The 19,531-nt window shown below is 72.6% G+C and carries 21 protein-coding genes and 1 pseudogene; 8 read left to right on the top strand and 14 right to left on the bottom strand.

Features of this window, described 5'->3' with window-relative positions; translation table 11 throughout:
• Positions 1 to 56 precede the first annotated feature (56 nt).
• The 5 genes from ACWGJM_RS39490 to sigE all read right to left on the bottom strand — a co-directional run bounded on the left by ACWGJM_RS39490 (position 57) and on the right by sigE (position 5,126).
• On the bottom strand, positions 57 to 728 hold the full coding sequence (locus tag ACWGJM_RS39490) for a hypothetical protein (protein ID WP_453416571.1): 672 nt from the start codon (positions 726 to 728) through the stop codon (positions 57 to 59).
• Between the two features lie 216 nt (positions 729 to 944).
• A complete protein-coding gene (locus ACWGJM_RS39485; RefSeq protein WP_453416570.1) occupies positions 945 to 1,397 on the bottom strand; it encodes a sec-independent translocase in 453 nt (150 codons plus the stop codon).
• A 203-nt stretch (positions 1,398 to 1,600) separates the two neighbouring features.
• Positions 1,601 to 3,310, bottom strand: a complete 1,710-nt coding sequence (locus ACWGJM_RS39480; protein ID WP_453416569.1) for a S1C family serine protease — start codon at positions 3,308 to 3,310, stop codon at positions 1,601 to 1,603.
• A gap of 134 nt (positions 3,311 to 3,444) precedes the next feature.
• Positions 3,445 to 4,425: an anti-sigma factor family protein gene (locus ACWGJM_RS39475; protein ID WP_453416568.1), complete on the bottom strand. Its 981-nt coding sequence runs from the start codon at positions 4,423 to 4,425 to the stop codon at positions 3,445 to 3,447.
• Positions 4,422 to 5,126: an RNA polymerase sigma factor SigE gene (gene sigE / locus ACWGJM_RS39470; RefSeq protein ID WP_453416589.1), complete on the bottom strand. Its 705-nt coding sequence runs from the start codon at positions 5,124 to 5,126 to the stop codon at positions 4,422 to 4,424. Before sigE ends, ACWGJM_RS39475 begins: the two co-directional genes overlap by 4 nt.
• Before the next feature lie 298 nt (positions 5,127 to 5,424).
• Here sigE and ACWGJM_RS39465 point away from each other — a divergent pair, with 298 nt between their 5' ends.
• On the top strand, positions 5,425 to 6,057 hold the full coding sequence (locus ACWGJM_RS39465) for an O-methyltransferase (RefSeq protein WP_453416588.1): 633 nt from the start codon (positions 5,425 to 5,427) through the stop codon (positions 6,055 to 6,057).
• 171 nt (positions 6,058 to 6,228) lie between these two features.
• On the opposite strand, the gene ACWGJM_RS39460 is transcribed toward ACWGJM_RS39465, so the two are convergent.
• On the bottom strand, positions 6,229 to 6,396 hold the full coding sequence (locus ACWGJM_RS39460) for a DUF3117 domain-containing protein (RefSeq protein WP_018544333.1): 168 nt from the start codon (positions 6,394 to 6,396) through the stop codon (positions 6,229 to 6,231).
• A gap of 374 nt (positions 6,397 to 6,770) precedes the next feature.
• Here ACWGJM_RS39460 and chcB point away from each other — a divergent pair, with 374 nt between their 5' ends.
• The gene (chcB, locus tag ACWGJM_RS39455) at positions 6,771 to 7,574 is read left to right on the top strand and encodes a 2-cyclohexenylcarbonyl CoA isomerase (RefSeq protein ID WP_453416567.1); all 804 of its coding nucleotides are present in this window, start codon (positions 6,771 to 6,773) and stop codon (positions 7,572 to 7,574) included.
• A 46-nt stretch (positions 7,575 to 7,620) separates the two neighbouring features.
• On the opposite strand, the gene ACWGJM_RS39450 is transcribed toward chcB, so the two are convergent.
• Positions 7,621 to 8,205: a DNA-3-methyladenine glycosylase I gene (locus tag ACWGJM_RS39450; protein ID WP_453416566.1), complete on the bottom strand. Its 585-nt coding sequence runs from the start codon at positions 8,203 to 8,205 to the stop codon at positions 7,621 to 7,623.
• Complete coding sequence (locus tag ACWGJM_RS39445; protein WP_453416565.1) at positions 8,202 to 8,552, bottom strand: DivIVA domain-containing protein; 351 nt, start codon at positions 8,550 to 8,552, stop codon at positions 8,202 to 8,204. The genes ACWGJM_RS39450 and ACWGJM_RS39445 overlap by 4 nt, the downstream gene beginning before the upstream one ends.
• Before the next feature lie 140 nt (positions 8,553 to 8,692).
• On the opposite strand from ACWGJM_RS39445, the gene folP reads away from it, so the two are divergent.
• On the top strand, positions 8,693 to 9,553 hold the full coding sequence (folP, locus tag ACWGJM_RS39440; RefSeq protein ID WP_453416564.1) for a dihydropteroate synthase: 861 nt from the start codon (positions 8,693 to 8,695) through the stop codon (positions 9,551 to 9,553).
• A 355-nt stretch (positions 9,554 to 9,908) separates the two neighbouring features.
• Here the strand turns inward: folP and ACWGJM_RS39435 are convergent, their stop codons facing one another.
• A complete protein-coding gene (locus ACWGJM_RS39435) occupies positions 9,909 to 10,667 on the bottom strand; it encodes an LOG family protein (RefSeq protein WP_453416563.1) in 759 nt (252 codons plus the stop codon).
• Positions 10,668 to 10,771: 104 nt separating this feature from the next.
• Positions 10,772 to 11,851: a succinyl-diaminopimelate desuccinylase gene (gene dapE, locus ACWGJM_RS39430; RefSeq protein WP_453416562.1), complete on the bottom strand. Its 1,080-nt coding sequence runs from the start codon at positions 11,849 to 11,851 to the stop codon at positions 10,772 to 10,774.
• A gap of 70 nt (positions 11,852 to 11,921) precedes the next feature.
• Here dapE and ACWGJM_RS39425 point away from each other — a divergent pair, with 70 nt between their 5' ends.
• Positions 11,922 to 12,923 carry a heavy metal transporter gene (locus ACWGJM_RS39425; protein WP_453416561.1) on the top strand — a complete coding sequence of 334 codons (1,002 nt, stop codon included), beginning with the start codon at positions 11,922 to 11,924 and terminating at the stop codon, positions 12,921 to 12,923.
• Positions 12,924 to 13,209: 286 nt separating this feature from the next.
• Complete coding sequence (locus ACWGJM_RS39420) at positions 13,210 to 13,737, top strand: ATP-binding protein (RefSeq protein WP_453416560.1); 528 nt, start codon at positions 13,210 to 13,212, stop codon at positions 13,735 to 13,737.
• Positions 13,738 to 13,831: 94 nt separating this feature from the next.
• Here ACWGJM_RS39420 and ACWGJM_RS39415 read toward each other — a convergent pair whose 3' ends face one another.
• Together ACWGJM_RS39415 and fdxA are read right to left on the bottom strand one after the other, a co-directional pair.
• Positions 13,832 to 14,929, bottom strand: coding sequence for a bifunctional succinyldiaminopimelate transaminase/glutamate-prephenate aminotransferase (locus ACWGJM_RS39415; RefSeq protein WP_453416559.1), 1,098 nt, complete (start codon positions 14,927 to 14,929; stop codon positions 13,832 to 13,834).
• A gap of 120 nt (positions 14,930 to 15,049) precedes the next feature.
• Entirely contained in the window at positions 15,050 to 15,370 is a 321-nt protein-coding gene (fdxA, locus tag ACWGJM_RS39410; RefSeq protein ID WP_018561461.1) for a ferredoxin, read from the bottom strand.
• 140 nt (positions 15,371 to 15,510) lie between these two features.
• Here fdxA and ACWGJM_RS39405 point away from each other — a divergent pair, with 140 nt between their 5' ends.
• The 3 genes and pseudogenes from ACWGJM_RS39405 to ACWGJM_RS39395 all read left to right on the top strand — a co-directional run.
• Positions 15,511 to 16,608, top strand: coding sequence for a GNAT family N-acetyltransferase (locus tag ACWGJM_RS39405; RefSeq protein WP_453416558.1), 1,098 nt, complete (start codon positions 15,511 to 15,513; stop codon positions 16,606 to 16,608).
• 17 nt (positions 16,609 to 16,625) lie between these two features.
• Positions 16,626 to 17,477: a transglutaminase-like domain-containing protein gene (locus ACWGJM_RS39400; protein WP_453416557.1), complete on the top strand. Its 852-nt coding sequence runs from the start codon at positions 16,626 to 16,628 to the stop codon at positions 17,475 to 17,477.
• 50 nt (positions 17,478 to 17,527) lie between these two features.
• A pseudogene (locus ACWGJM_RS39395) lies at positions 17,528 to 17,710 on the top strand (tetratricopeptide repeat protein); the annotation flags it as partial.
• A gap of 9 nt (positions 17,711 to 17,719) precedes the next feature.
• Here ACWGJM_RS39395 and ACWGJM_RS39390 read toward each other — a convergent pair.
• A complete protein-coding gene (locus tag ACWGJM_RS39390) occupies positions 17,720 to 18,334 on the bottom strand; it encodes a response regulator (RefSeq protein ID WP_453416556.1) in 615 nt (204 codons plus the stop codon).
• Positions 18,331 to 19,527: a sensor histidine kinase gene (locus ACWGJM_RS39385; protein WP_453416587.1), complete on the bottom strand. Its 1,197-nt coding sequence runs from the start codon at positions 19,525 to 19,527 to the stop codon at positions 18,331 to 18,333. The genes ACWGJM_RS39390 and ACWGJM_RS39385 overlap by 4 nt, the downstream gene beginning before the upstream one ends.
• Positions 19,528 to 19,531: the final 4 nt, after the last annotated feature.

The raw sequence follows: 19,531 nt of genomic DNA, 5'->3' as shown, positions 1-19,531 counted from the left end.
GGATGCCGCTCGGCACCCGGACCCGACCCGGTGAAGACGGCGTACTGGGCGGCGTACTAGGCGTACGCCGCGATGTCCTTCACCACGGCGAAGCCCAGGCCGTACGCGCTCATGCCCCTGCCGTACGCACCCAGGTGCACCCCCGCCTCGGTGGATCCGGCGAGCACCCAGCCGAACTCCGACTCGCGGTAGTGGAAGGGCGTGGGCACGCCGTCGACGGGCAGGGACAGGGTGGACCACTCGGGGCCGGCGAGGTCGTCGGCGAGGGCCCATGCCGTCTCCGTCTGCTGCTCCAGCCAGTCGTCGCGCAGGCTGTGGTCCATCTGGCCGGGCCAGGTGAAGGACAGCAGGCCCACGCCGGCCAGCCAGGCCGCCGAGGAGACCGACGTGGCCTCCAGCAGTCCCGTACCGTCGGCGCTCTTCCGGGACGGATTCGCGGCGACGGTGACCACGACCGCGAACTTCTCCCTCGGCTCGTCCCCGGACGCGGCGATGTGCTCGTTGCGTACGGAGGGTTCGTCGCCATGCCCGATCGACCCGTGCTCGACGGCGCCGTCGGCCGCCATACCGACCTGCATCAGCCGGCGCGGCCCCGTGAACGCCTCGTCGAGGCCGTACCAAGGGAAGGGCGCCAGCAGGTAGCCGTCGACCGTGCGCCGGGCGGAGGCGAACTGCTGTCCGCCCTCCGCGGCCGGCGCCTGCGCGACTGACCGACTTGTCGTCTCCATGTGCCCGGACGCCTCCTAGCTCTCGTCGGACCGGGGCGGCCCGCCCCCCTTCGGACGTACTCGCCCGGTCCGCACAACAACTCGGCAGCATATCCACACCACTGAGCGAGGAAGGGAAACCGCCCGGCGCGTAGGTCACACGGCGGGCGGTTCGTGCCTCGCACGGGCACGTGTGGAGTAGTGAGACGCGTCACGAACCGCGCTGGCGTACGAGGCTCAGGTCGCGTCCGCGTCGAAGGGCGGGCGGTCGTCCTTGCCGGAGTCCTCCGGCTTCTTCGTCATGTCGATACGGCCGCCGGAGGAACCGGAGGAGCCCGACGAGCCGGGCGAGGAGGAGGCTTCGCTCTCGCGGCTGTTGACCGCGTCGGTGACCTCGGCCATCTCCTTCTTCAGGTCGAAGCCGTTGCGGATCTCCTTGAGCCCCAGTTCGTCGCTGTCCAGGTGCTTGCGGACGAACGTCTTGGGGTTGAGGTCCTCGAACTCGAAGTCCTTGAACTCGGGGCCCAGTTCCTGCCGGATGTCCTGCTTGGCGCTCTCGGAGAACTCACGGATCTTCCGGACCGTACGCATGACGTCCTGGATGACCTTCGGGAGCTTGTCCGGACCGAAGACGAGCACGGCGAGCACGACGATCGTCACCAGCTCGAGTGGTCCTATGTCATTGAACACCTGAAGCTCCTCGCGATGTCCTCGGTCCTCGGCCCTCAGCGGTCTGCGGTGCGGGTCTTCCGTGGTCCGGGCCGGATCCACGGTACCCGGCGTACCTGTCCGACCGGTACCGTCCCGAGGCGTCCGACCGGGTGCGGGTGGCCGGCTTTCCGGGTTGTTTGCCTAGTCGTGCCATGGGTCCGGCCCTTGCTATGAGGTTTCTGTCAGTTGCTGTCGGACGACCCCAGTACGAGGGAGACCTCCCGCGTACGGCTGTCGCGCCGGACGGTGAGCCGCAGGTGGTCGCCGGGGCGGTGCGCGCGGGTCCTGATGATCAGCTCGTCGCCGGAGTGGACGGCCTTGCCGTCGACCGCGGTGATGACGTCGCCCGCCTCGAGGCCCGCCCGGTCACCGGGGCCGCCCACGGTGACCGCGGGGCCGCCGTTCCCGCCCTTGGTGCCGATGCGGGCGCCGTCGCCGGCGTAGTCCATGTCGAGGGTCACGCCGATCACCGGATGGGTCGCCTTCCCCGTGTTGATCAGCTCCTCGGCGACGCGTCTGGCCTGGTTGACGGGGATGGCGAAGCCGAGGCCTATGGAGCCGGCCTGGCCGTCGCCGGAGTCGGAGCCGCTGTCGGCGGAGCGGATGGCCGAGTTGATGCCGACGACCCGGGCCCGGGAGTCGAGCAGCGGCCCGCCGGAGTTGCCGGGGTTGATCGGGGCGTCGGTCTGGAGCGCGTCGACGTACGACACGTCGCTGCCGTTCCCGTGCTCGCCGCCCGCCGTGATGGGCCGTTCCGTGGCGCTGATGATGCCGGAGGTGACGGTGCCCGCGAGGTCGAAGGGGGCGCCGATGGCGACGACGGGGTCGCCCACCCGGACGTTGTCGGAGTTGCCGAGCGGCAGGGGCGTGAGCCCGCGGACACCGCTGACCTGGACGACGGCCAGGTCGTAGCCGGTGTCCCGGCCGACGATCCGGGCCTTGGCGGTGTCGCCGCCGCTGAAGGTCACCGTGATGTCGCCGTCGGCCGCGGAGGGCTCGACGACATGGTTGTTGGTGAGGATGTGGCCGCGTGTGTCGAGTACGAAGCCGGTCCCGGTGTCCTGCTCGTCGCCGCCCTTCACATGCAGCGTGACGACACTGGGCAGCGCACGGGCGGCGATCCCCGCCACACTGTCCGCGGGGCGCCCGGCGGGCTCCTTCCCGGCCTGCGGCAGCCGTACGGTCCCCGTCCCGCCCTCGCGCTCCAGATACGCGCCCACGGCACCGCCTATGCCCCCGGAGACCAGCGCGAGCGCCAACGCCCCGCCCACGAGGATCCGCCTGCCCCGCCTGCGCCGTTCCCGCACCGTCGGCACGGCGGCACCGGTCTGCTGGAGCGGAGCGTGGGACGGTGCCGAGGCCGGAGCCGGGGCCGCCCAGGGGTCATAGCGGTGCCACGGGTCGGCGGGCGGTGGGGCGGTCGCGTCGGCGGCGGGGACCGGTGCGGCGGGCGCGATGTGCGGGGGTTCGAGCCGGGTGGTCCCCGGGGGTACGGGAAGCGGCGGCTCCGCGGGCGCCGGAAACGCCGTGCCGTGGGCCGGTGTCGCCGCCGGGTGCTGGACCGGCGGGGCAGGCGCCCACGGGCCCGGCCGGCCGTACGGCGGAGTGCTGTACGGGTCCGGGTCGTGCAGGGGCTTGGGGCGATCGGCGGGTGAGGGGGCCGGGGCAGCCGCCACGGGCGCCTCGGACTCGGTCACCGCCTCCCGCTCCCCGCCCACCGGCTCACCGGCATCCGGAGTCGACGGACCGGCCGGCTCGAAGTCGTGCCCGGCCGGATCGCCAGGGGCCGTCGCGGGCCGTGCCAGCTCGAAGTCGCCGTCGGCCGGTGCGCCGCCCGGCGTGGGGCCGCCCTCCTCGGTCTCCCCCGGCCGGACCCCGTTCCCCTCGTTCATGTTCTCCCCACGGCTCGCCGCGGCCCGGCTCGTCGATGGTGGCCGCGGATCGTCGATTCCGCGCCCCGGACCACACCGCGGGCGCGGCCCACACAGGATTCAACCAGGTGTGCGGGCCGGGGCGCAGAGGCCGGTCAGGGGGCGAAGCGTGAAGCGGGGCGTGAGGAGGGGGACGGGGAGGGCGCGGACGTCGTGTCCGGGACCGGCGCGGCGAGCAGGCCGGGGCCGGTGGCCTCGGGGGCCGAGGACCACGAGGTGAGGGCGAACGGCGGGGTCGGAGCGAGCGGACGTATCAACGGGGACATGACGGCCGCACCGACCACCACCGGCGTGGTCAGCGTGACCTCCTGGTCCCGGCCGGTGGTGGACGACGGTTGCCCGGGCAGCAGCGGCGCGGAACCCGCCGACGGCGCCGACGGCACCGTCGGCGTCGCCAGCCGTGTGCTCTGCGCCAGCAGCGGCGTATTCGTGCGGCGGCGCTGGTTCTCGGGTGCCGATGTCGCTCCCGTGCCCGCCGTGCGGGCCGGGGCCACGCTGCCGCCGCCGGATCCGCCACGGGCGTCGGGGGCCGGGTCGGCGGGGAAGCCGGCGGTCACGCCGCCCAGCGCGACCGCGGCCAGCGACACCGCCCCGGCGGCGACGAACGCGAACCGCCGCCCGCGTGAGGCAGACCGGTCCGTGTCCGGGCGGCCGACGGGGTGGATGCGGAAACCGCGGTCGGCGGGGTCGGAGGTGTGCGGGCCGGCGGGCACGTAACCGAACTCGAACGGCTCGCCCCGGCTCACGCCGAAAACCCCGGCACCGGAGGATCGTCCGGGGAATCCGCCCCCGCCCAGCGGCGTACCACCGCCGTCCGGGTCACCTCCTCCGGGGAGCCCCTGGAGGCGGGCCAGGAAGCTCTCGGAGGGCGGCGGAGGGGCCGCCTCCGCGAACACGTTCTTCAGCCGGCGCTGGGCGTCCGCCTCCGCCTTGCACCGGGCACAGGTGGCCAGGTGGGCCAGGACACGCTCACGCGACTCATGACCGAGCTCTCCGTCGACCAGGGCGGAGAGTCGGTCTCCCAGGTGCTGCTCTGCCAGTTGTCCCTCGGCAGGTTTCGGCCGTGATCCACTCACGCGGTCGCGCTCCCTCCCCCCAGAACGGGGACGCGGGGCACGAAGGAGCGCCGCTCGGCCGCCCGGGCCTGGGGCGAGCGGTGCGCCAGGGCCTTGCGGAGCTGGGAGCGGCCGCGGTGGATACGGGAGCGGACCGTGCCGAGCTTCACGCCGAGGGTCGCGGCGATCTCCTCGTACGACAGTCCTTCGATGTCGCACAGGACGACCGCGGCGCGGAACTCCGGCGCGAGGGTGTCCAGGGCCTGCTGGACGTCCGCGTCGAAGTGCGCGTCGTTGAAGGCCTGCTGCGGGGTCGGCTCCTTGCTGGGCAGCCGCTCGGCCGCGTCCTCGCCGAGGGCGTCGAAGCGGATGCGCTGCTTGCGCCGGACCATGTCCAGGAAGAGGTTGGTGGTGATGCGGTGCAGCCAGCCCTCGAAGGTGCCCGGCGAGTACGTCGACAGGGAGCGGAAGACGCGGACGAAGACCTCCTGGGTGAGGTCCTCGGCGTCGTGCTGGTTGCCCGTGAGACGGTACGCCAGCCGGTAGACACGGCCGCTGTGCGTGCTGACGATCTCCTCCCAGGTGGGCGGAGTCCACGCCTGCCCGTCCGCGTCGGTGGAGAAGGTCGCGGTCTGGGCGACGTCGGCCGTGTGGCCGTGGTCGGCAGCGGTGTCGTTCACGGATTTCGGCCTGCCCGCCGATCCGAGGAAGCGCCGTAGCACTCCTCCGCGATCCACAGGCGCGGCCGCACCTCCCCTGTCGGCTCTGGTGGTGTCCAGTGGAGCCCCTACCATAGCCACCTCGCCCGTTAGCTCCGGATAAGCGGTTTTACGAGAATTTGATCTGGGCTGATACGGCTCATACGGCTGCGTCAGCACTTGCTCGTCGCTCTGATCCACCTCTTACCCCCCGTCGGGTCCCCCGCCACTCGCTCATCCCTTTAAACGCCCGGTCCCATCTGCGGGTTCCCGGGGCAACGGATACAGTCACGCCCAGGCAACCACGGGACAGGAGAGGGTCATTACCGGCAACCGGCAGACGAGCTGGGCGTTCGCCGACGCCTTTGTCGCCGAGGACGACGCGCTGCTCTGGGCCCGTGACCGGGCCCGAGAGGCTGGGCTGCGCTCGGTGTCGCCCGGCACGGGCGCCGCGCTGCGGTTGCTCGCCGCCACCGTGGACGCCAAGGCGGTGGCGGAGATCGGGACCGGTACCGGCGTCTCCGGGATCCACCTGCTGCACGGGATGCGGCCCGACGGGGTGCTGACCACCGTGGATCCGGAGCCGGAGCACCAGCAGTTCGCCCGGCAGGCGTTCCGTGCCTGCGGCTTCGCCAGCAACCGTGCCCGCTTCATCCCCGGCCGGGCCCTGGACGTACTGCCCCGCCTCGCGGACGCCGGTTATGACCTGGTCTTCTGCGACGGCGACCGCCTCGAGTACCTCGACTACCTCGCTGAATCGTTGCGCCTGCTGCGTCCGGGCGGCGTGGTGGTCTTCGAGGGCGTCTTCGGCAACGGCCGGACGGTGGACTCGGGACCGCAGCCCACCGAGGTGCTGCGACTGCGGGAGCTGCTGCGCACGGTCCGGGAGAGCCAGGAACTGGTGCCGTCCCTGCTGCCGGTGGGCGACGGGCTGCTGTGCGCGGTCAAGCGGTGAGCGAGGTGAGCGCGGCGCGCAGCGGGTGCGGGGTGTGCGGTCCCTCGGGCCGCCCGGGGGCGTGAACGCCGTGCGGGCGGGTACGCGAGGGTCGGGGTAGATCCGGGGAACACGGCTGCCCCGGCACCGGGGCGGTGTCGGGGCAGCCGGAAGAACAGGGTCGCTCGCGCGTCAGACGACGACCTTCTTGAGGGCGTCGCCGAGCGCCTCGGCCTCGTCGGGAGTCAGCTCGACGACGAGCCGACCGCCGCCTTCGAGCGGAACTCGCATGACGATGCCCCGCCCCTCCTTGGTCACCTCGAGCGGGCCGTCACCCGTCCGCGGCTTCATGGCCGCCATGCTCGTTCCCCTTCCTGAAACCCAGCTCATCGTCAGCCGACGGCCCTGGGAGGGCACGCGCGGTCCGGCAGGACACGCGACACCGGCGTCGAACACATTGCTTCCAAGCCATTATCCCGCATCTCACGACCCGATGACCAACATCAGTAGGCATCGCTTGGGCAACGCGCGCGAGCAAAACCACTCAATTCGGGGATGTGACTGCGATACTGCGCACCCCCACGGTCATTCCGCCCGCCGGATCCGGAACGGCTTTCTTTGACGCAGGTCACACGTCCGGTCCGGTACGCCGACGATGATCTCGGCCATGCTGTCCTTCAGACACAGGACGTACCGAGCGGTACGTCCAGCCGTGACACCGAAGGGGATACGCCATGGCCGACACCGTGCTCTACGAGGTCAGCGACGGGCTCGCGACGATCACGCTGAACCGCCCGGAGGCGATGAACGCGCTGAACATCGCGACCAAGGTCGCCCTCCGGGACGCGGCACAGGCGGCGGCCTCCGACGACGCCGTACGGGCGGTGCTGCTGACCGCGGCCGGGGACCGGGCGTTCTGCGTGGGACAGGACCTCAAGGAGCACATCGGGCTGCTGGCCGCCGACCGGGAGACCGGGTCGGGGCACACGATGAGCACCGTACGGGAGCACTACAACCCGATCGTGCGGGCCCTGGCCGACGCTCCCAAGCCGGTGGTCGCGGCGGTCAACGGCGTCGCGGCGGGGGCGGGCTTCGGCTTCGCGCTCGCGGCCGACTACCGGCTGGTCGCGGACACGGCGGCCTTCAACACGTCCTTCGCGGGCGTGGCGCTGACCGCCGACTCCGGCATCTCCTGGACGCTGCCGCGGGTCGTCGGCCCGGGCCGGGCGGCCGACCTGCTGCTCTTCCCGCGCAGCATCACCGCGCAGGAGGCGTACGAGCTGGGGATCGCCAACCGTCTCGTGCCCGCCGGTGAGCTGCGGGCCGAGGCGGAGAAGGTGGCGCGGGCGCTGGCCGAGGGGCCGACCGTGGCGTACGCGGCGCTCAAGGAAGCCGTGGCGTACGGGCTCACCCACTCCCTCGAGGAGACCCTCGAGAAGGAGGACGAGCTCCAGACGCGGGCCGGTCGGTCCGAGGACCACGCGATCGCGGTACAGGCCTTCGTGAACAAGGAGAGGCCGAAGTACCTGGGGCGGTGAGGTCCGGAGGCCTGGGCGGTGCGGTCCCCCGGGGTCGTCCGGCCGCTCAGGCCCGTCTCGCCACGCACGCCTGAAGGTGGTCGTCCACCAGGCCGCACGCCTGCATCAGGGCGTACGCCGTCGTCGGGCCGACGAAGCGCAGGCCCCGCTTCCTCAGCGCCTTGGACAGGGCCGTCGACTCCGGGGTGACCGGCGGGACGTCGGACAGGGTCTTCGGTACGGGGCGGCCGGCCGGGTCCGGTGCGTGGGACCAGATCAGCTCGTCCAGCTCGCCCGGGGACCAGTCGGCGAGCACGCGCGCGTTGGCGAGCGTCGCGTCGATCTTGGCGCGGTTGCGGATGATGCCGGCGTCGGCGAGGAGGCGTTCGCGGTCCTCGTCGGTGAAGGCGGCCACCGCGGCGATCTTGAAGTCGGCGAACGCGGCACGGAAGCCGGGTCGGCGGCGCAGGATCGTGATCCACGACAGGCCCGACTGGAAGGCCTCCAGGCTGAGGCGCTCGTAGAGGGCGTCGTCGCCGTGGACCGGGCGGCCCCACTCCTCGTCGTGGTACGTCACGTACTCGGCGGCGGACAGGGCCCAGGGGCAGCGCAGCACGCCGTCCGGGCCGGCGAGGGCGGTGCCGTCGCTCACTGCTGCCCCTCCTGGGCGGGCCTGTCGGCCGGGGCGTGGGCCGCGGCCCGGGCGCCGGCCAGCGCGGACTCCAGGTCGGCGATACGGGAGTCCCGCTCGGCGAGTTCGGCGCCGAGGCGGCCGAGCGCGTCGTCCACGTCGGCCATGCGGTAGCCGCGGGGGGCGAGCGGGAAGCGGAGGTTCTCCACGTCCGCGCGGCCGACCGGGCGGTCCGGCGGCAACCGGTCGTCCAGGCGTTCCGGCGCGGCCTCGGGCAGCGGACCGCTCTCGCCGCCGCCCACCACGGCGAGCGTCACCGCGGCGACCACGACGGCGAGCGCGACGACCAGGAACAAGAACATAACCATCGCTGAGGGTCCCCACGCTCGGTGTGCTCGGTGTCGAACACCGACTGCTGAAGTGTCTGGGTCCGATCGTGCCATGGGACGCTGACGGTTAGGGTCGCAGGCGGCCGTTGACCGGTATGTACTAGGAGAGGTCACAGGGGATGCTCAGGCTGGGCAGGCGGGAATTCGGGCCGCACGAGCCGGTGGTCATGGCGATCGTGAACCGGACCCCGGACTCCTTCTACGACCAGGGGGCCACGTTCCGGGACGAGCCGGCCCTCGCGCGCGTGGAGCAGGCGGTGGCCGAGGGAGCCGCCATCATCGACATCGGCGGGGTGAAGGCCGGGCCCGGCGAGGAGGTGTCGGCGCGGGAGGAGGCGCGGCGGACGGTCGGCTTCGTGGCGGAGGTACGGCGACGCTTCCCGGACGTGATCATCAGTGTGGACACCTGGCGGGCCGAGGTCGGGGAGGCGGTCTGCGAGGCCGGGGCGGATCTGCTGAACGACGCGTGGGGCGGGGTGGACCCGGGGCTGGCGGAGGTCGCGGCGCGGTACGGGGTGGGGCTGGTGTGTACGCATGCGGGGGGTGCCGAGCCGCGTACCCGGCCGCATCGGGTGACGTACGACGACGTCATGGCGGACATTCTGGGGGTGACGGTGGGCTTGGCCGAGCGGGCGGTCGCGCTCGGGGTGCCGCGGGAGTCGGTGCTGATCGACCCCGGGCACGACTTCGGGAAGAACACCCGGCACAGCCTGGAGGCGACGCGGCGGCTCGGGGAGATGGTCGACACGGGGTGGCCCGTGCTGGTCTCGCTGTCGAACAAGGACTTCGTCGGGGAGACGCTGGACCGGCCGGTCAAGGAGCGGGTGGTGGGGACGCTGGCCACCACTGCCGTCTCGGCGTGGCTGGGGGCGCAGGTGTACCGGGTGCATGAGGTGGCGGAGACACGGCAGGTGCTCGACATGGTGGCGTCCATCGCGGGCCACCGCCCTCCGGCGGTGGCCCGGCGGGGTCTGGCCTAGCCGTTTCTCGCCGGTCCAGGCCGGGGGGGCCGGCCCAGCGTTTCCTCGCCCCCGCCGCCCCTGCCCATTCCCGTCCCCAGGGGCTCCGCCCCTTCGACCCCGCCAGGGGGCTCCCCCCCTGAACCCCCGCGGGGCTCCGCCCCTGCACCCCGCCGGGGCTCCGCCCCGGACCCCATCGGCCTGAACGGCCTCGTCCTCAAACGCCGGACGGGCTGAGAGAGTGTGGCCACGCCCCCAGTCGGCCGCGACGGGCGAGGGGAACCGCGCCTCCCAGCCCACCCGCACGGGTGGTGGGTGGGCATAGGCCCGGGGCTCTGGGGGTGGAGCGGCCCCGGACCCGCGCGAGCAGCCCGCGCTAGCGGCCCGCCTCCTTCGACACCAGGGCTACCGCCTCGTCCACCTCGTCCGTGACGTGGAAGAGGAGCAGGTCCTTCTCCGCTGCCTTGCCCTGGGCCACGACGGTGTCCCTGAGCCAGGAGACGAGACCGCCCCAGTACTCGCTGCCGAACAGGACGATGGGGAAGCGGGTGACCTTCTGGGTCTGGACGAGGGTGAGGGCCTCGAAGAGTTCGTCGAGGGTGCCGAGGCCGCCGGGGAGGACCACGAAGCCCTGGGCGTACTTGACGAACATCATCTTGCGGACGAAGAAGTACCGGAAGTTGAGCCCGATGTCGACGTAGGGGTTGAGGCCCTGCTCGAAGGGCAGCTCGATGCCGAGGCCGACCGAGGTGCCACCCGCCTCGCTGGCTCCCTTGTTGGCCGCCTCCATGGCTCCCGGGCCGCCACCCGTGATGACCGCCCAGCCCGCCTGGACCAGGCCGCGGCCGAGGCGTACGCCGGCGTCGTACGCCGGTGAGTCGACGGGCGTCCGCGCCGAGCCGAACACGCTGATGGCGGGCGGGAGTTCGGCGAGGGTGCCGAAGCCCTCGATGAACTCCGACTGGATGCGCAGGACCCGCCACGGGTCGGTGTGCACCCAGTCGCTGGGGGCGCGCTCGTCCAGCAGCCGCTGATCCGTCGTGCTCGCGGTCACCTGTCCGCGCCGCCTCAGGACCGGCCCCAGCCGCTGCTCCTCCGGTGGCTGCTTCTTGCCCTCGGGGTTGCCGGTAGCCATGTGCGCTCCCTCCGCTTGCCGGGTCGTTCCGCCTCAGCGTAGATCGCCGGGGGTTATGGACGGGGGACGTGAGCATGTCCGCCACGTAGCGCCGTCGCGGGCCGTCACCGGGTGAGCCAGCCCCGCAGGCGCTCCTCGGCCGAAAGAATCTTGGCTGTTTCGACCCTTTCGTCCCGCTTGTGCGCCAAATGCGGGTTGCCGGGCCCGTAGTTGACCGCGGGGACACCCAGGGCCGAGAAGCGGGAGACGTCCGTCCAGCCGTACTTGGGCTGCGGGGTGCCGCCCACCGCCTCGATGAACTCCACCGCCGCCGGATGGGACAGTCCCGGCAGCGCCCCGCCGCTGAGGTCGTCCACCACGAACTCCTCGACACCGCAGTCGGCGAAGACCTCGCGGACGTGCGCGACGGCCTCCTCCTCCGTACGGTCGGGCGCGAAGCGGAAGTTGACCGTGACCACGCATTCGTCGGGGATGACGTTGCCCGCCACACCGCCGCCGATGCCCACCGCGTTCAGGCCCTCGCGGTACTCCAGGCCGTCGATGACCGGGTAGCGCGGCTCGTAGGAGGCCAGGCGGGCCAGGATGGGGGCCGCCGCGTGGATCGCGTTGGAGCCCATCCAGCCGCGCGCGGAGTGGGCCCGCTCCCCCTTGGTCCTGAGCAGGACCCGCAGGGTGCCCTGGCAGCCGCCCTCGACCTGTCCGTCCGACGGCTCCAGCAGCACCGCGAAGTCGCCCGCGAGCCACTCCGGGTGCGCCTCCGACACATGCTTGAGGCCGTTCAGCTCGGCGGTGACCTCCTCGTTGTCGTAGAAGACGAAGGTGAGGTCGCGGTTGGGAGCCGGGACCGTCGCCGCGATGCGGAGCTGGACCGCGACGCCCGACTTCATGTCGCAGGTGCCGCAGCCCCACAGGACACCGTCGTCGTCCAGACGGGAGGGCACGTTGTCGGCGATCGGGACCGTGTCGATGTGGCCCGCCAGGATCACCCGCTCCGGCCGGCCCAGGTCCGTACGGGCGATCACGTTGTTGCCGTACCGGTCGACCGTCAGATGCGGCAGGGCCCGCAGCGCGGCCTCGATCGCGTCCGCGAGCGGCTTCTCGGTGCCGCTCTCCGAGGGGAAGTCGACCAGCCGCGCGGTGAGCTCGGCGGCGTCCAGAGTCAGGTCAAGGGTGCTGTCGGCCATGTCGTCGACCCTAACCTGCCATCCGGCACCCGGGGTGGGGACCGCGGCGGGCTCCAGTACCCTCTAGCGCGTGTCAGAGCCGTCCCCCACTCCCAAACGTCGCGGCCGCCTCTTCCGTTTCGGGGCGGCCTTCTTGGTACTGCTGGCCGTCACGGGCTACCTCGTGGTGCAGTACATCACCGCAGGCAGCGGCCCGGGCTGCAAGGTCGTCTCGTCCGAGGAGGACGGGGCGTCGTACGACTTCACGCCCGAACAGGCGGTGAACGCGGCGACGATCGCCGCCGTCGGCACCGGGCGCGACATGCCCGAGCGGGCGGTGACCATCGCGCTGGCGACCGCGCTCCAGGAGTCGGGGCTGCGCAACATCGAGCACGGCGACCGGGATTCGCTGGGCCTGTTCCAGCAGCGGCCCTCACAGGGCTGGGGCACCGCGAAGCAGATCATGGACCCGACGTACGCGGCGGGCATCTTCTACGAGCACCTGGCCAAGGTCCCCGGCTACACGAAGCTGCCGCTCACCGTGGCCGCGCAGCGCGTGCAGCGCAGCGGCTTCCCGGAGGCGTACGCCAAGCACGAGCCGGACGCCACCCTGCTCGCCGCCGCCCTGACCGGGGCGGCGGCGGCCACGCTGACCTGTGACGGGCGGCCGGAGACCCAGATCGCGGCCACCGGCCCGGACGCGGTACGGGCCGCGCTGGTACGGGACTTCGGGCGCGACGCCTTCGAGGAGGCCGGTGCCGAGGTGAGCGGCAAGGAGCCGGCGGCGCCGTCCCCGAGCGTGACCGCCGAGGCGCACGGGCGGACCGTGACCGTGCCGGTGCCCGCCGACGACGCGCCGACGGGCGGCACACGGACGAAGCCGCGGACGAAGCGGACCGAAGCGGAGCGCGGCTGGCAGCTGGCGCACTGGGCGGTGGCCAACTCCTCCGCCCTGCACATCGAACAGGTGTCGTACGCCGGGCGGCAGTGGGCCGCCGGGAGCACGGACAGCCGGTGGCGCAGCACCGCGTCGACGGGCACCAACGGGGCCGAGGCGTCCGCGAACGCCGTGCGGATCGTGACCGGGCAGTAGTACGGGCGCTCACTCGCCGGGGTTACGCGGGGCGGGTCCCGGCGGCGGGGTGCGCAGGTTTTCGCGGCCATCCTCGGGGGCGCTCGACCCCTTGCGAAATCAGGGCCGTAAGGATTCTGCGGACGCCTGGACGGGAACTCTTTGCCCCTTTTTACCCACAGTAGATAATGCGATGCGTTGCCAATTCTTTACCTTCGGCCTCCGCAACTTTCGGGGCACTCGAGCGGTAGTCACTGCGTCCGAGTCCGGACGATCAGTTCATCGTTCCCTCCGTCGAAGGAGCACCATGTCCCTCCCCCTGACCCGCCGGATCGCCCGTGCCGCGCTGCTTGTCGCAGCGGGAGCGGCCGCCGGGGTCGGTGCGGCCGGCTCTGCCGGCGCGGCCGCGAACCTGCCCGCCACCACGCCGGACCTCGGCGGGCTGACCGCTTTGGACGGGGCCAGCACCGGCAACGCGGTCGACAGCACCACGCAGCACGTCACCGGGGTCGCGGGTGAGTCCGGCAGCCAGGCGGTCAAGAAGGCGGTGCCGGCCGCGGGCAAGACCGGTGGCAAGGCTCTGAAGCAGGCGACGCCGGCCGCGCAGAAGACCGCCGGGGACGTGGCGGGAGCCGCCGGGGGGGTCCTGGGTGACACCGCCGCATCGGCCACCAAGGGCGGACTGCCCACGGATGCTCTCACCAAGGGCGGACTGCCGGCCAAGGGGGGACTGCCGGGCAAGGGCGGGCTGCCGACCAAGGGGGGACTGCCGGGCAAGGGCGGGCTGCCGACGTCTTCGCTGCCGGCCGCCCAGGGTGTGGGGCTGGGCGGCTGAGCTCGGCCGCGGCTCGACTGCGGCGGCGGGGTCCCAGGGAGCGTCCTGGGACCCCGTCGCCTTCGCGTGCGTACGTCGGCAGCGACCGCGGCGGCTACTCGGCCAGCCTTCGTACCGCCGCCGCCACGCGCTCGTCCGTCGCCGTGAGCGCGACGCGGACGAACTTCTCGCCCGCCGGACCGTAGAAGTCGCCCGGCGCGACGAGGATGCCGCGCTCGGCCAGGTGGGCGACCGTCGACCAGCAGGACTCGTCGCGGGTGGCCCACAGGTAGAGGCTGGCCTCGCTGTGCTCGATGCGGAAGCCGTGGGCGAGGAGGGCGTCACGGAGGGCGGAGCGGCGGGCGGCGTAACGCTCGCGCTGCTCGTGCACATGGGTGTCGTCGCCCAGGGCGGCCACGACCGCCGCCTGGGTGGGCGCGGAGGTCATCATGCCGCCGTGCTTGCGGATCTCCAGGAGGGGGCCCAGGACGGCCGGGTCGCCGGCCATGAAGGCCGCGCGGTAGCCGGCCAGGTTGGAGCGCTTGGAGAGCGAGTGGACGGCCACGATGCCGTCGTACGAGCCGCCGTTCACCTCCGGGTGCAGCACCGAGACCGGGTCGGCCTCCCAGCCCAGCTCGAGGTAGCACTCGTCGGAGACCAGCAGCACGCCGTGCTCACGGGCCCAGGCGACGATCCGGGTCAGCTCGTCCTTGGCCAGCACCTTGCCGGTGGGGTTGGAGGGCGAGTTCAGCCAGAGGAGCTTCAGGCCCTCGGGGTCCAGCTCGGTCGGGTCGTCGTAGGCCTCGTACTCCGCCCGGGCGAGCCGGGCGCCGACCTCGTAGGTCGGATAGGCCAGACGGGGGAAGGCGACCCTGTCGCCGGGGCCGAGGCCCAGCTGGGTGGGGAGCCAGGCCACCAGCTCCTTGGAGCCGACGACCGGCAGGACGTGGCGGTGGGTGACCTCACGGGCGCCGAGGCGGCGCTCCAGCCATCCCGTGATGGCGTCGCGCAGCGCCGGGGTGCCCCAGACCGTCGGATAGCCCGGGGAGTCGGCCGCGGCGATCAGGGCCTTCTGGACGATCTCGGGGACCGGGTCGACCGGGGTGCCCACGGACAGGTCCACGATGCCGTCGGGGTGCGCGGCGGCCGTCTTCTTGTAGGGCTCCAGCTTGTCCCAGGGGAAGGTCGGGAGGCGGTCGGAGACTGCGGACACGGGATCTTGCTCTCTTTCGTCGGTACGGCAAACGCCTCGGTCCCGTGCGGCCGTGATCGGGCGATCAGGCCGTACGGGACCGAGGCGGCGCGGATGCGCGCCGCTGGACCGCTTACGGGGTCACTCGCCCTGCGGCGGCAGCGCGGCGATGAAGGGGTGATCCCGCTCGATCAGACCCAGCTTGCTGGCACCGCCCGGGGAGCCGAGCTCGTCGAAGAACTCGACGTTCGCCTTGTAGTAGTCCTTCCACTCCTCCGGAGTGTCGTCCTCGTAGAAGATCGCCTCAACCGGGCAGACCGGCTCACAGGCACCACAGTCGACGCATTCGTCCGGGTGGATGTACAAGGACCGCTGGCCCTCGTAGATGCAGTCGACCGGGCACTCCTCGATGCACGCCTTGTCCTTGACGTCGACACAAGGCTGCGCGATGACGTAGGTCACGCTGTCGTTCCTCCTCGATAGGGCGCTGGCGGGCCTCCTCAGGCTCCGCCGCCTGGCGCGCGGGAGCGCGGCGTCGTCGATGCCCGCCCCTAGTATCTCCGTTCTTGGGCATGATCCGAACAGGAGGGGTGAACTGACCTGTGGAAATCTCGGCCGCCGGGCGCTTCGAAGTCCGCATCACCGCTGCTGACGTGGGTAAACGGGTCTCGGTGCGACGCTTGAGTGAGGCTGAAGCCCCGGGAGAGAAGTTCACCGACACGGTGGGTGTTCTCACATCATGGGACAACGGCGTGCTGCTGATCACACAGCGGGACGGACGGAGTGTCCGGATCCCGGAATCCGCGCTGGTGGCGGGCAAGGTGGTGCCGGCCGCGCCGGCGCGTCGGCGCGGCCCCGCCGCCTCCTACGCGGAGCTCGCGCACGTCGCGTCCCGGGCGTGGCGGCCGGTGGAGAGCGAGCGGCTCGGCGAGTGGGAACTGCGGGCCGCGGGCGGGTTCACCCGAAGGGCGAACAGTGTGCTGCCGCTCGGCGATCCCGGTCTGCCTCTCGACGAAGCCCTCGCGGCCGTACGACGCTGGTACGGCGAGCGCGGACTCCCCGCGTACGTCCAGACCGCGACCGGCGCCGAGGGCACGCAGGAGCTGCTCTGCGCGGAGCTGGAGCGGCGCGGCTGGGTGCGCGAGGTGACCGCCGAGCTGTGGATCGGCGCGCTGGCGCCGGTGGCCGACCGGGCCGAGGGCACCGGGGTGCTGGTGGCCCGGACGGCGGACGAGGCGTGGCTGGCGCGGTATCAGCGCAAAGGGGTGAGTGAGGTGGCCCTGAAGGTGCTGGGAGGGGGGTCCCCCCGCGCATGGGGGTCCCCCCGCTCGAGCGAAGCCGAGAGTGGGGGAGAAGCCGGGAGTGGGGGAGGACCGTCGGTGTGGTTCGCGACCGTCCCCCGGGAGGGGGGCGGCGAGCCGCTCGCCATCGGCCGGTGTGTCGTGGACGGGCGGTGGGCCGGGTTCGCCGCCGTCGAGGTCGACCCGGCCGAGCGGCGCCGCGGGCTGGCCACCGTCGTGATGGCCGCCCTCGCCCGCCGGGCCCTGGACGAGGGCGCCTCGGCGGCCTGGCTCCAGGTCGAGGCGGACAACGAGGCGGCGCGGGCGCTGTACGCCGGGATGGGCTTCTCGGCGCACCACGCCTACCACCACTACCGGGCGCCGGATGTCTCCGACGCCCGGCGGCACGGGTCCGCCTGAAGGGGCAGGTGCCGATCATGCGTCCCCCTTGCCCCCCACCCCCGGAACGCTCCGCCGAGCTGCGGCAGCGGTTCGCCGAGGAGGCTCGGTCCGAGCGGCCCGACCTGTCGGCGCTGTGTCTGCTGCTCGCCGCGCAGGCGGACGGCTCCCTGGACGAGGCCGGCATGGACGCGGCGCAGATGGAGCTGGACCGGCTCGCGGGAGAGCTGCCGTTCCGGCCCGGGGGACCGCACGCGTGGGCGACGGCGCTGTACGAGCTGCTCGGCGACCGGTACGGGTTCCGGGGCTGCGCCGCGGACTACCAGCGACTGGAGTCGTCGCTGCTGCACGAGGTGCTCCGGCAGCGACGCGGGCTGCCGATCCTGCTGTCGGTGGTGTGGATGGAGGTCGCCCGGCGGGCCGGCGCGCCGGTGTACGGGGTCGCGCTGCCCGGACACTTCGTGGTGGGGTTCGGGGCGGCGGCGGAACAGGTGCTCGCCGATCCGTTCGAGGGGGGACGGGTGCTGACGGGGACGGACGCGGAGTTGCTCGTCGTCGGGGCGACGGGGGCTCCGCCGGTCCCGGAGATGCTGGAGCCGGCCGATCCGCTGGACGTCATGGTGCGGATCCTGAACAACGTCCGGGCGTGGGCCGCGGCCCGGCCGGAGCGGTCCGACGTGGCGCTGTGGGGCGTGGAGCTGTCCCTGCTGATGCCGCACCATCCGGCCCGGCTGCGCTATGAACGGGCGCAGCTGCTCGTGCAGCGCGGCGACTTCGCCGCAGGCGCGTCCGAACTCGACGCGTACGCCGAGCTGGTGGAGGTGGTCGACGGGACGACCGCGGAGCGGGTACGGCGACAGGCCCATGCGGCACGCGCCATGCTCAACTGAGCCGGGGCGACGGGGGCTCCGCCGGGAGCCGGCCGATCCGCTGGACGTCAATGATGCCGCACCATCCGGCCCGGCTGCGCTATGAACGGGCGCAGCTGCTCGTGCAGCGCGGCGACTTCGCCGCAGGCGCGTCCGAACTCGACGCGTACGCCGAGCTGGTGGAGGTGGTCGACGGGACGACCGCGGAGCGGGCACGGCGACAGGCCCATGCGGCACGCGCCATGCTCAACTGAGCCGGGGCGCTACAGCCAGCCCTTCTCCCTCGCGATCCGTACCGCCTCCGCCCTGTTCCTGACCGCGAGCTTCTGGATCGCCGTCGAGAGGTAGTTGCGTACCGTCCCCTGGGACAGGTGCAGGGTGGCTGCCAGTTCGGCGTTGGTGGAGCCGTCAGCGGCGGCGCGGAGGACGTCGCGTTCGCGGTCGGTGAGGGGGTTGGCGCCCTCGGCCAGGGCCGCCGCGGCGAGTATGGGATCGATGACGCGCTCACCGGCCAGCACCTTGCGTACCGCTTCGGCGAGTTGGGCCGCGGGGGCGTCCTTGACGAGGAAGGCGTCGGCGCCCGCCTCCATGGCGCTGCGCAGATAGCCGGGGCGGCCGAAGGTGGTGAGCACGACCAGCTTGACCGCGGGCAGCTCCTTGTGGACCTGCGCGGCGGCCTCGATGCCGGTGCAGCCCGGCATCTCTATGTCGAGCAGGGCGACGTCCACACCGTGCTCGCGGGCGGCGGCCAGCACCTCGTCCCCGCGTGACACCTGGACGACGACGTCGATGTCGTCCTCGAGGCCGAGCAGGGCGGCCAGCGCCTCCCGGACCATCGACTGGTCCTCGGCGAGGAGGACCTTGATCGTGCTGCTCATGCCCCGGATACTACGTCGGCCGCGGTGGCCGTGGGCACGCGGGCGACCAGCCGGAAGCCGTGCCTGGCCCGGCCCGCCTCGAGGGTGCCGCCGGCCTTCTCCATACGTTCGGTCAGACCGGTCAGACCATTACCGGGCTGCTTGCCGGAGCCACCCGATCCGTCGTCCTCGACGGCGAGTTCGAGGACGGGGCCGTCCAGGGTCTGGCGGCGCAGCACCTCCACCGTGCAGCGGCCGGCGCCGCTGTGCCGCACGACGTTGGTGACCGCCTCGCGCAGCGCCCAGGCGAGGGCGGCCTCGGTCTCCTCGGGGATGCCGGCGAGGTCGGGCTCGGCGGGCACCTCGGCGACGACTCCGGCGGCGGTCAGGGCGACCTGGGCGCCGGCGAGTTCGGCGGCCAGGCGGGGGCGGCGGTAGCCGGTGACCGCCTCGCGGACGTCGACCAGGGCCTGACGGCTGACCTGTTCGATGTCGGCGACCTGCTGGGCCGCCTTGTCGGGGTGGTCGGGGAGCATGCGGCCCGCCAGCTCGCTCTTGAGCGTGATCAGGGAGAGCGAGTGGCCGAGCAGGTCGTGCAGGTCACGGGCGAGGCGGAGCCGTTCCTCGTTGGCGGCGAGCTGGGCGACGGTGGCGCGGGCCTTGCGCAGCTCCACGGTCGTGTGGACGAGTTGGCGCACACCGCTCATGGAGTAGCCGACGAGCAGCACGATGATGAACAGCCCCCAGGCGGTCTCCTGACCGACGCGCAGCCCGACCAGGATCAGCGCGGCGGTGGTCGTCGGGATCGTCCAGTTCGCCACGCGCAGCGGGAGGGTCGCCCCGCAGGTGACCGAGACGTACACGAACAGACCGAGCCAGGAGTCACCCAGCGTGAGGGACAGGACGACGGCCAGCGTGAAGAGCACGGCCACCAGGGCCCCGACGACCGGGCCGCGGAAGGGACGCCCCATGTTGCGGAAGACCACGGCCAGATAGATCCCGGTGAAGGAGATGAACCCCGCCCAGCCGGCCACGGTGGCGCCGGTGGTGTGGTGGCCGCCGGTCAGGTCGCTCACCGGGGAGCCGAGGAAGATCAGCCAGGGCAGGATCCACACCAGTTTGCGCACGGCCTCGCTCGTGTTGCGGGGCGACTCACCTATGCGCATCAGCCGCTCCGCCCGGGCCTCGTCGGCGGCCCCCACGTCTTCCGTCATGGCG

Source organism: Streptomyces sp. NPDC054834 (genome assembly GCF_053611185.1).
This window is presented reverse-complemented; position numbering and strand designations above follow the sequence as displayed.

Coding starts and splice junctions, on each gene's coding strand:
- ACWGJM_RS39490 (WP_453416571.1), bottom strand. CDS start 728: ATGGAGACGACAAGTCGGTCAGTCGCGCAGGCGCCGGCCGCGGAGGGC.
- dapE (WP_453416562.1), bottom strand. CDS start 11,851: ATGGCCGACAGCACCCTTGACCTGACTCTGGACGCCGCCGAGCTCACC.
- ACWGJM_RS39460 (WP_018544333.1), bottom strand. CDS start 6,396: ATGGCGGCCATGAAGCCGCGGACGGGTGACGGCCCGCTCGAGGTGACC.
- ACWGJM_RS39385 (WP_453416587.1), bottom strand. CDS start 19,527: ATGACGGAAGACGTGGGGGCCGCCGACGAGGCCCGGGCGGAGCGGCTG.
- ACWGJM_RS39390 (WP_453416556.1), bottom strand. CDS start 18,334: ATGAGCAGCACGATCAAGGTCCTCCTCGCCGAGGACCAGTCGATGGTC.
- ACWGJM_RS39435 (WP_453416563.1), bottom strand. CDS start 10,667: ATGGCTACCGGCAACCCCGAGGGCAAGAAGCAGCCACCGGAGGAGCAG.
- ACWGJM_RS39480 (WP_453416569.1), bottom strand. CDS start 3,310: ATGAACGAGGGGAACGGGGTCCGGCCGGGGGAGACCGAGGAGGGCGGC.
- ACWGJM_RS39400 (WP_453416557.1), top strand. CDS start 16,626: ATGCGTCCCCCTTGCCCCCCACCCCCGGAACGCTCCGCCGAGCTGCGG.
- ACWGJM_RS39445 (WP_453416565.1), bottom strand. CDS start 8,552: ATGGTTATGTTCTTGTTCCTGGTCGTCGCGCTCGCCGTCGTGGTCGCC.
- ACWGJM_RS39420 (WP_453416560.1), top strand. CDS start 13,210: ATGTCCCTCCCCCTGACCCGCCGGATCGCCCGTGCCGCGCTGCTTGTC.
- folP (WP_453416564.1), top strand. CDS start 8,693: ATGCTCAGGCTGGGCAGGCGGGAATTCGGGCCGCACGAGCCGGTGGTC.
- chcB (WP_453416567.1), top strand. CDS start 6,771: ATGGCCGACACCGTGCTCTACGAGGTCAGCGACGGGCTCGCGACGATC.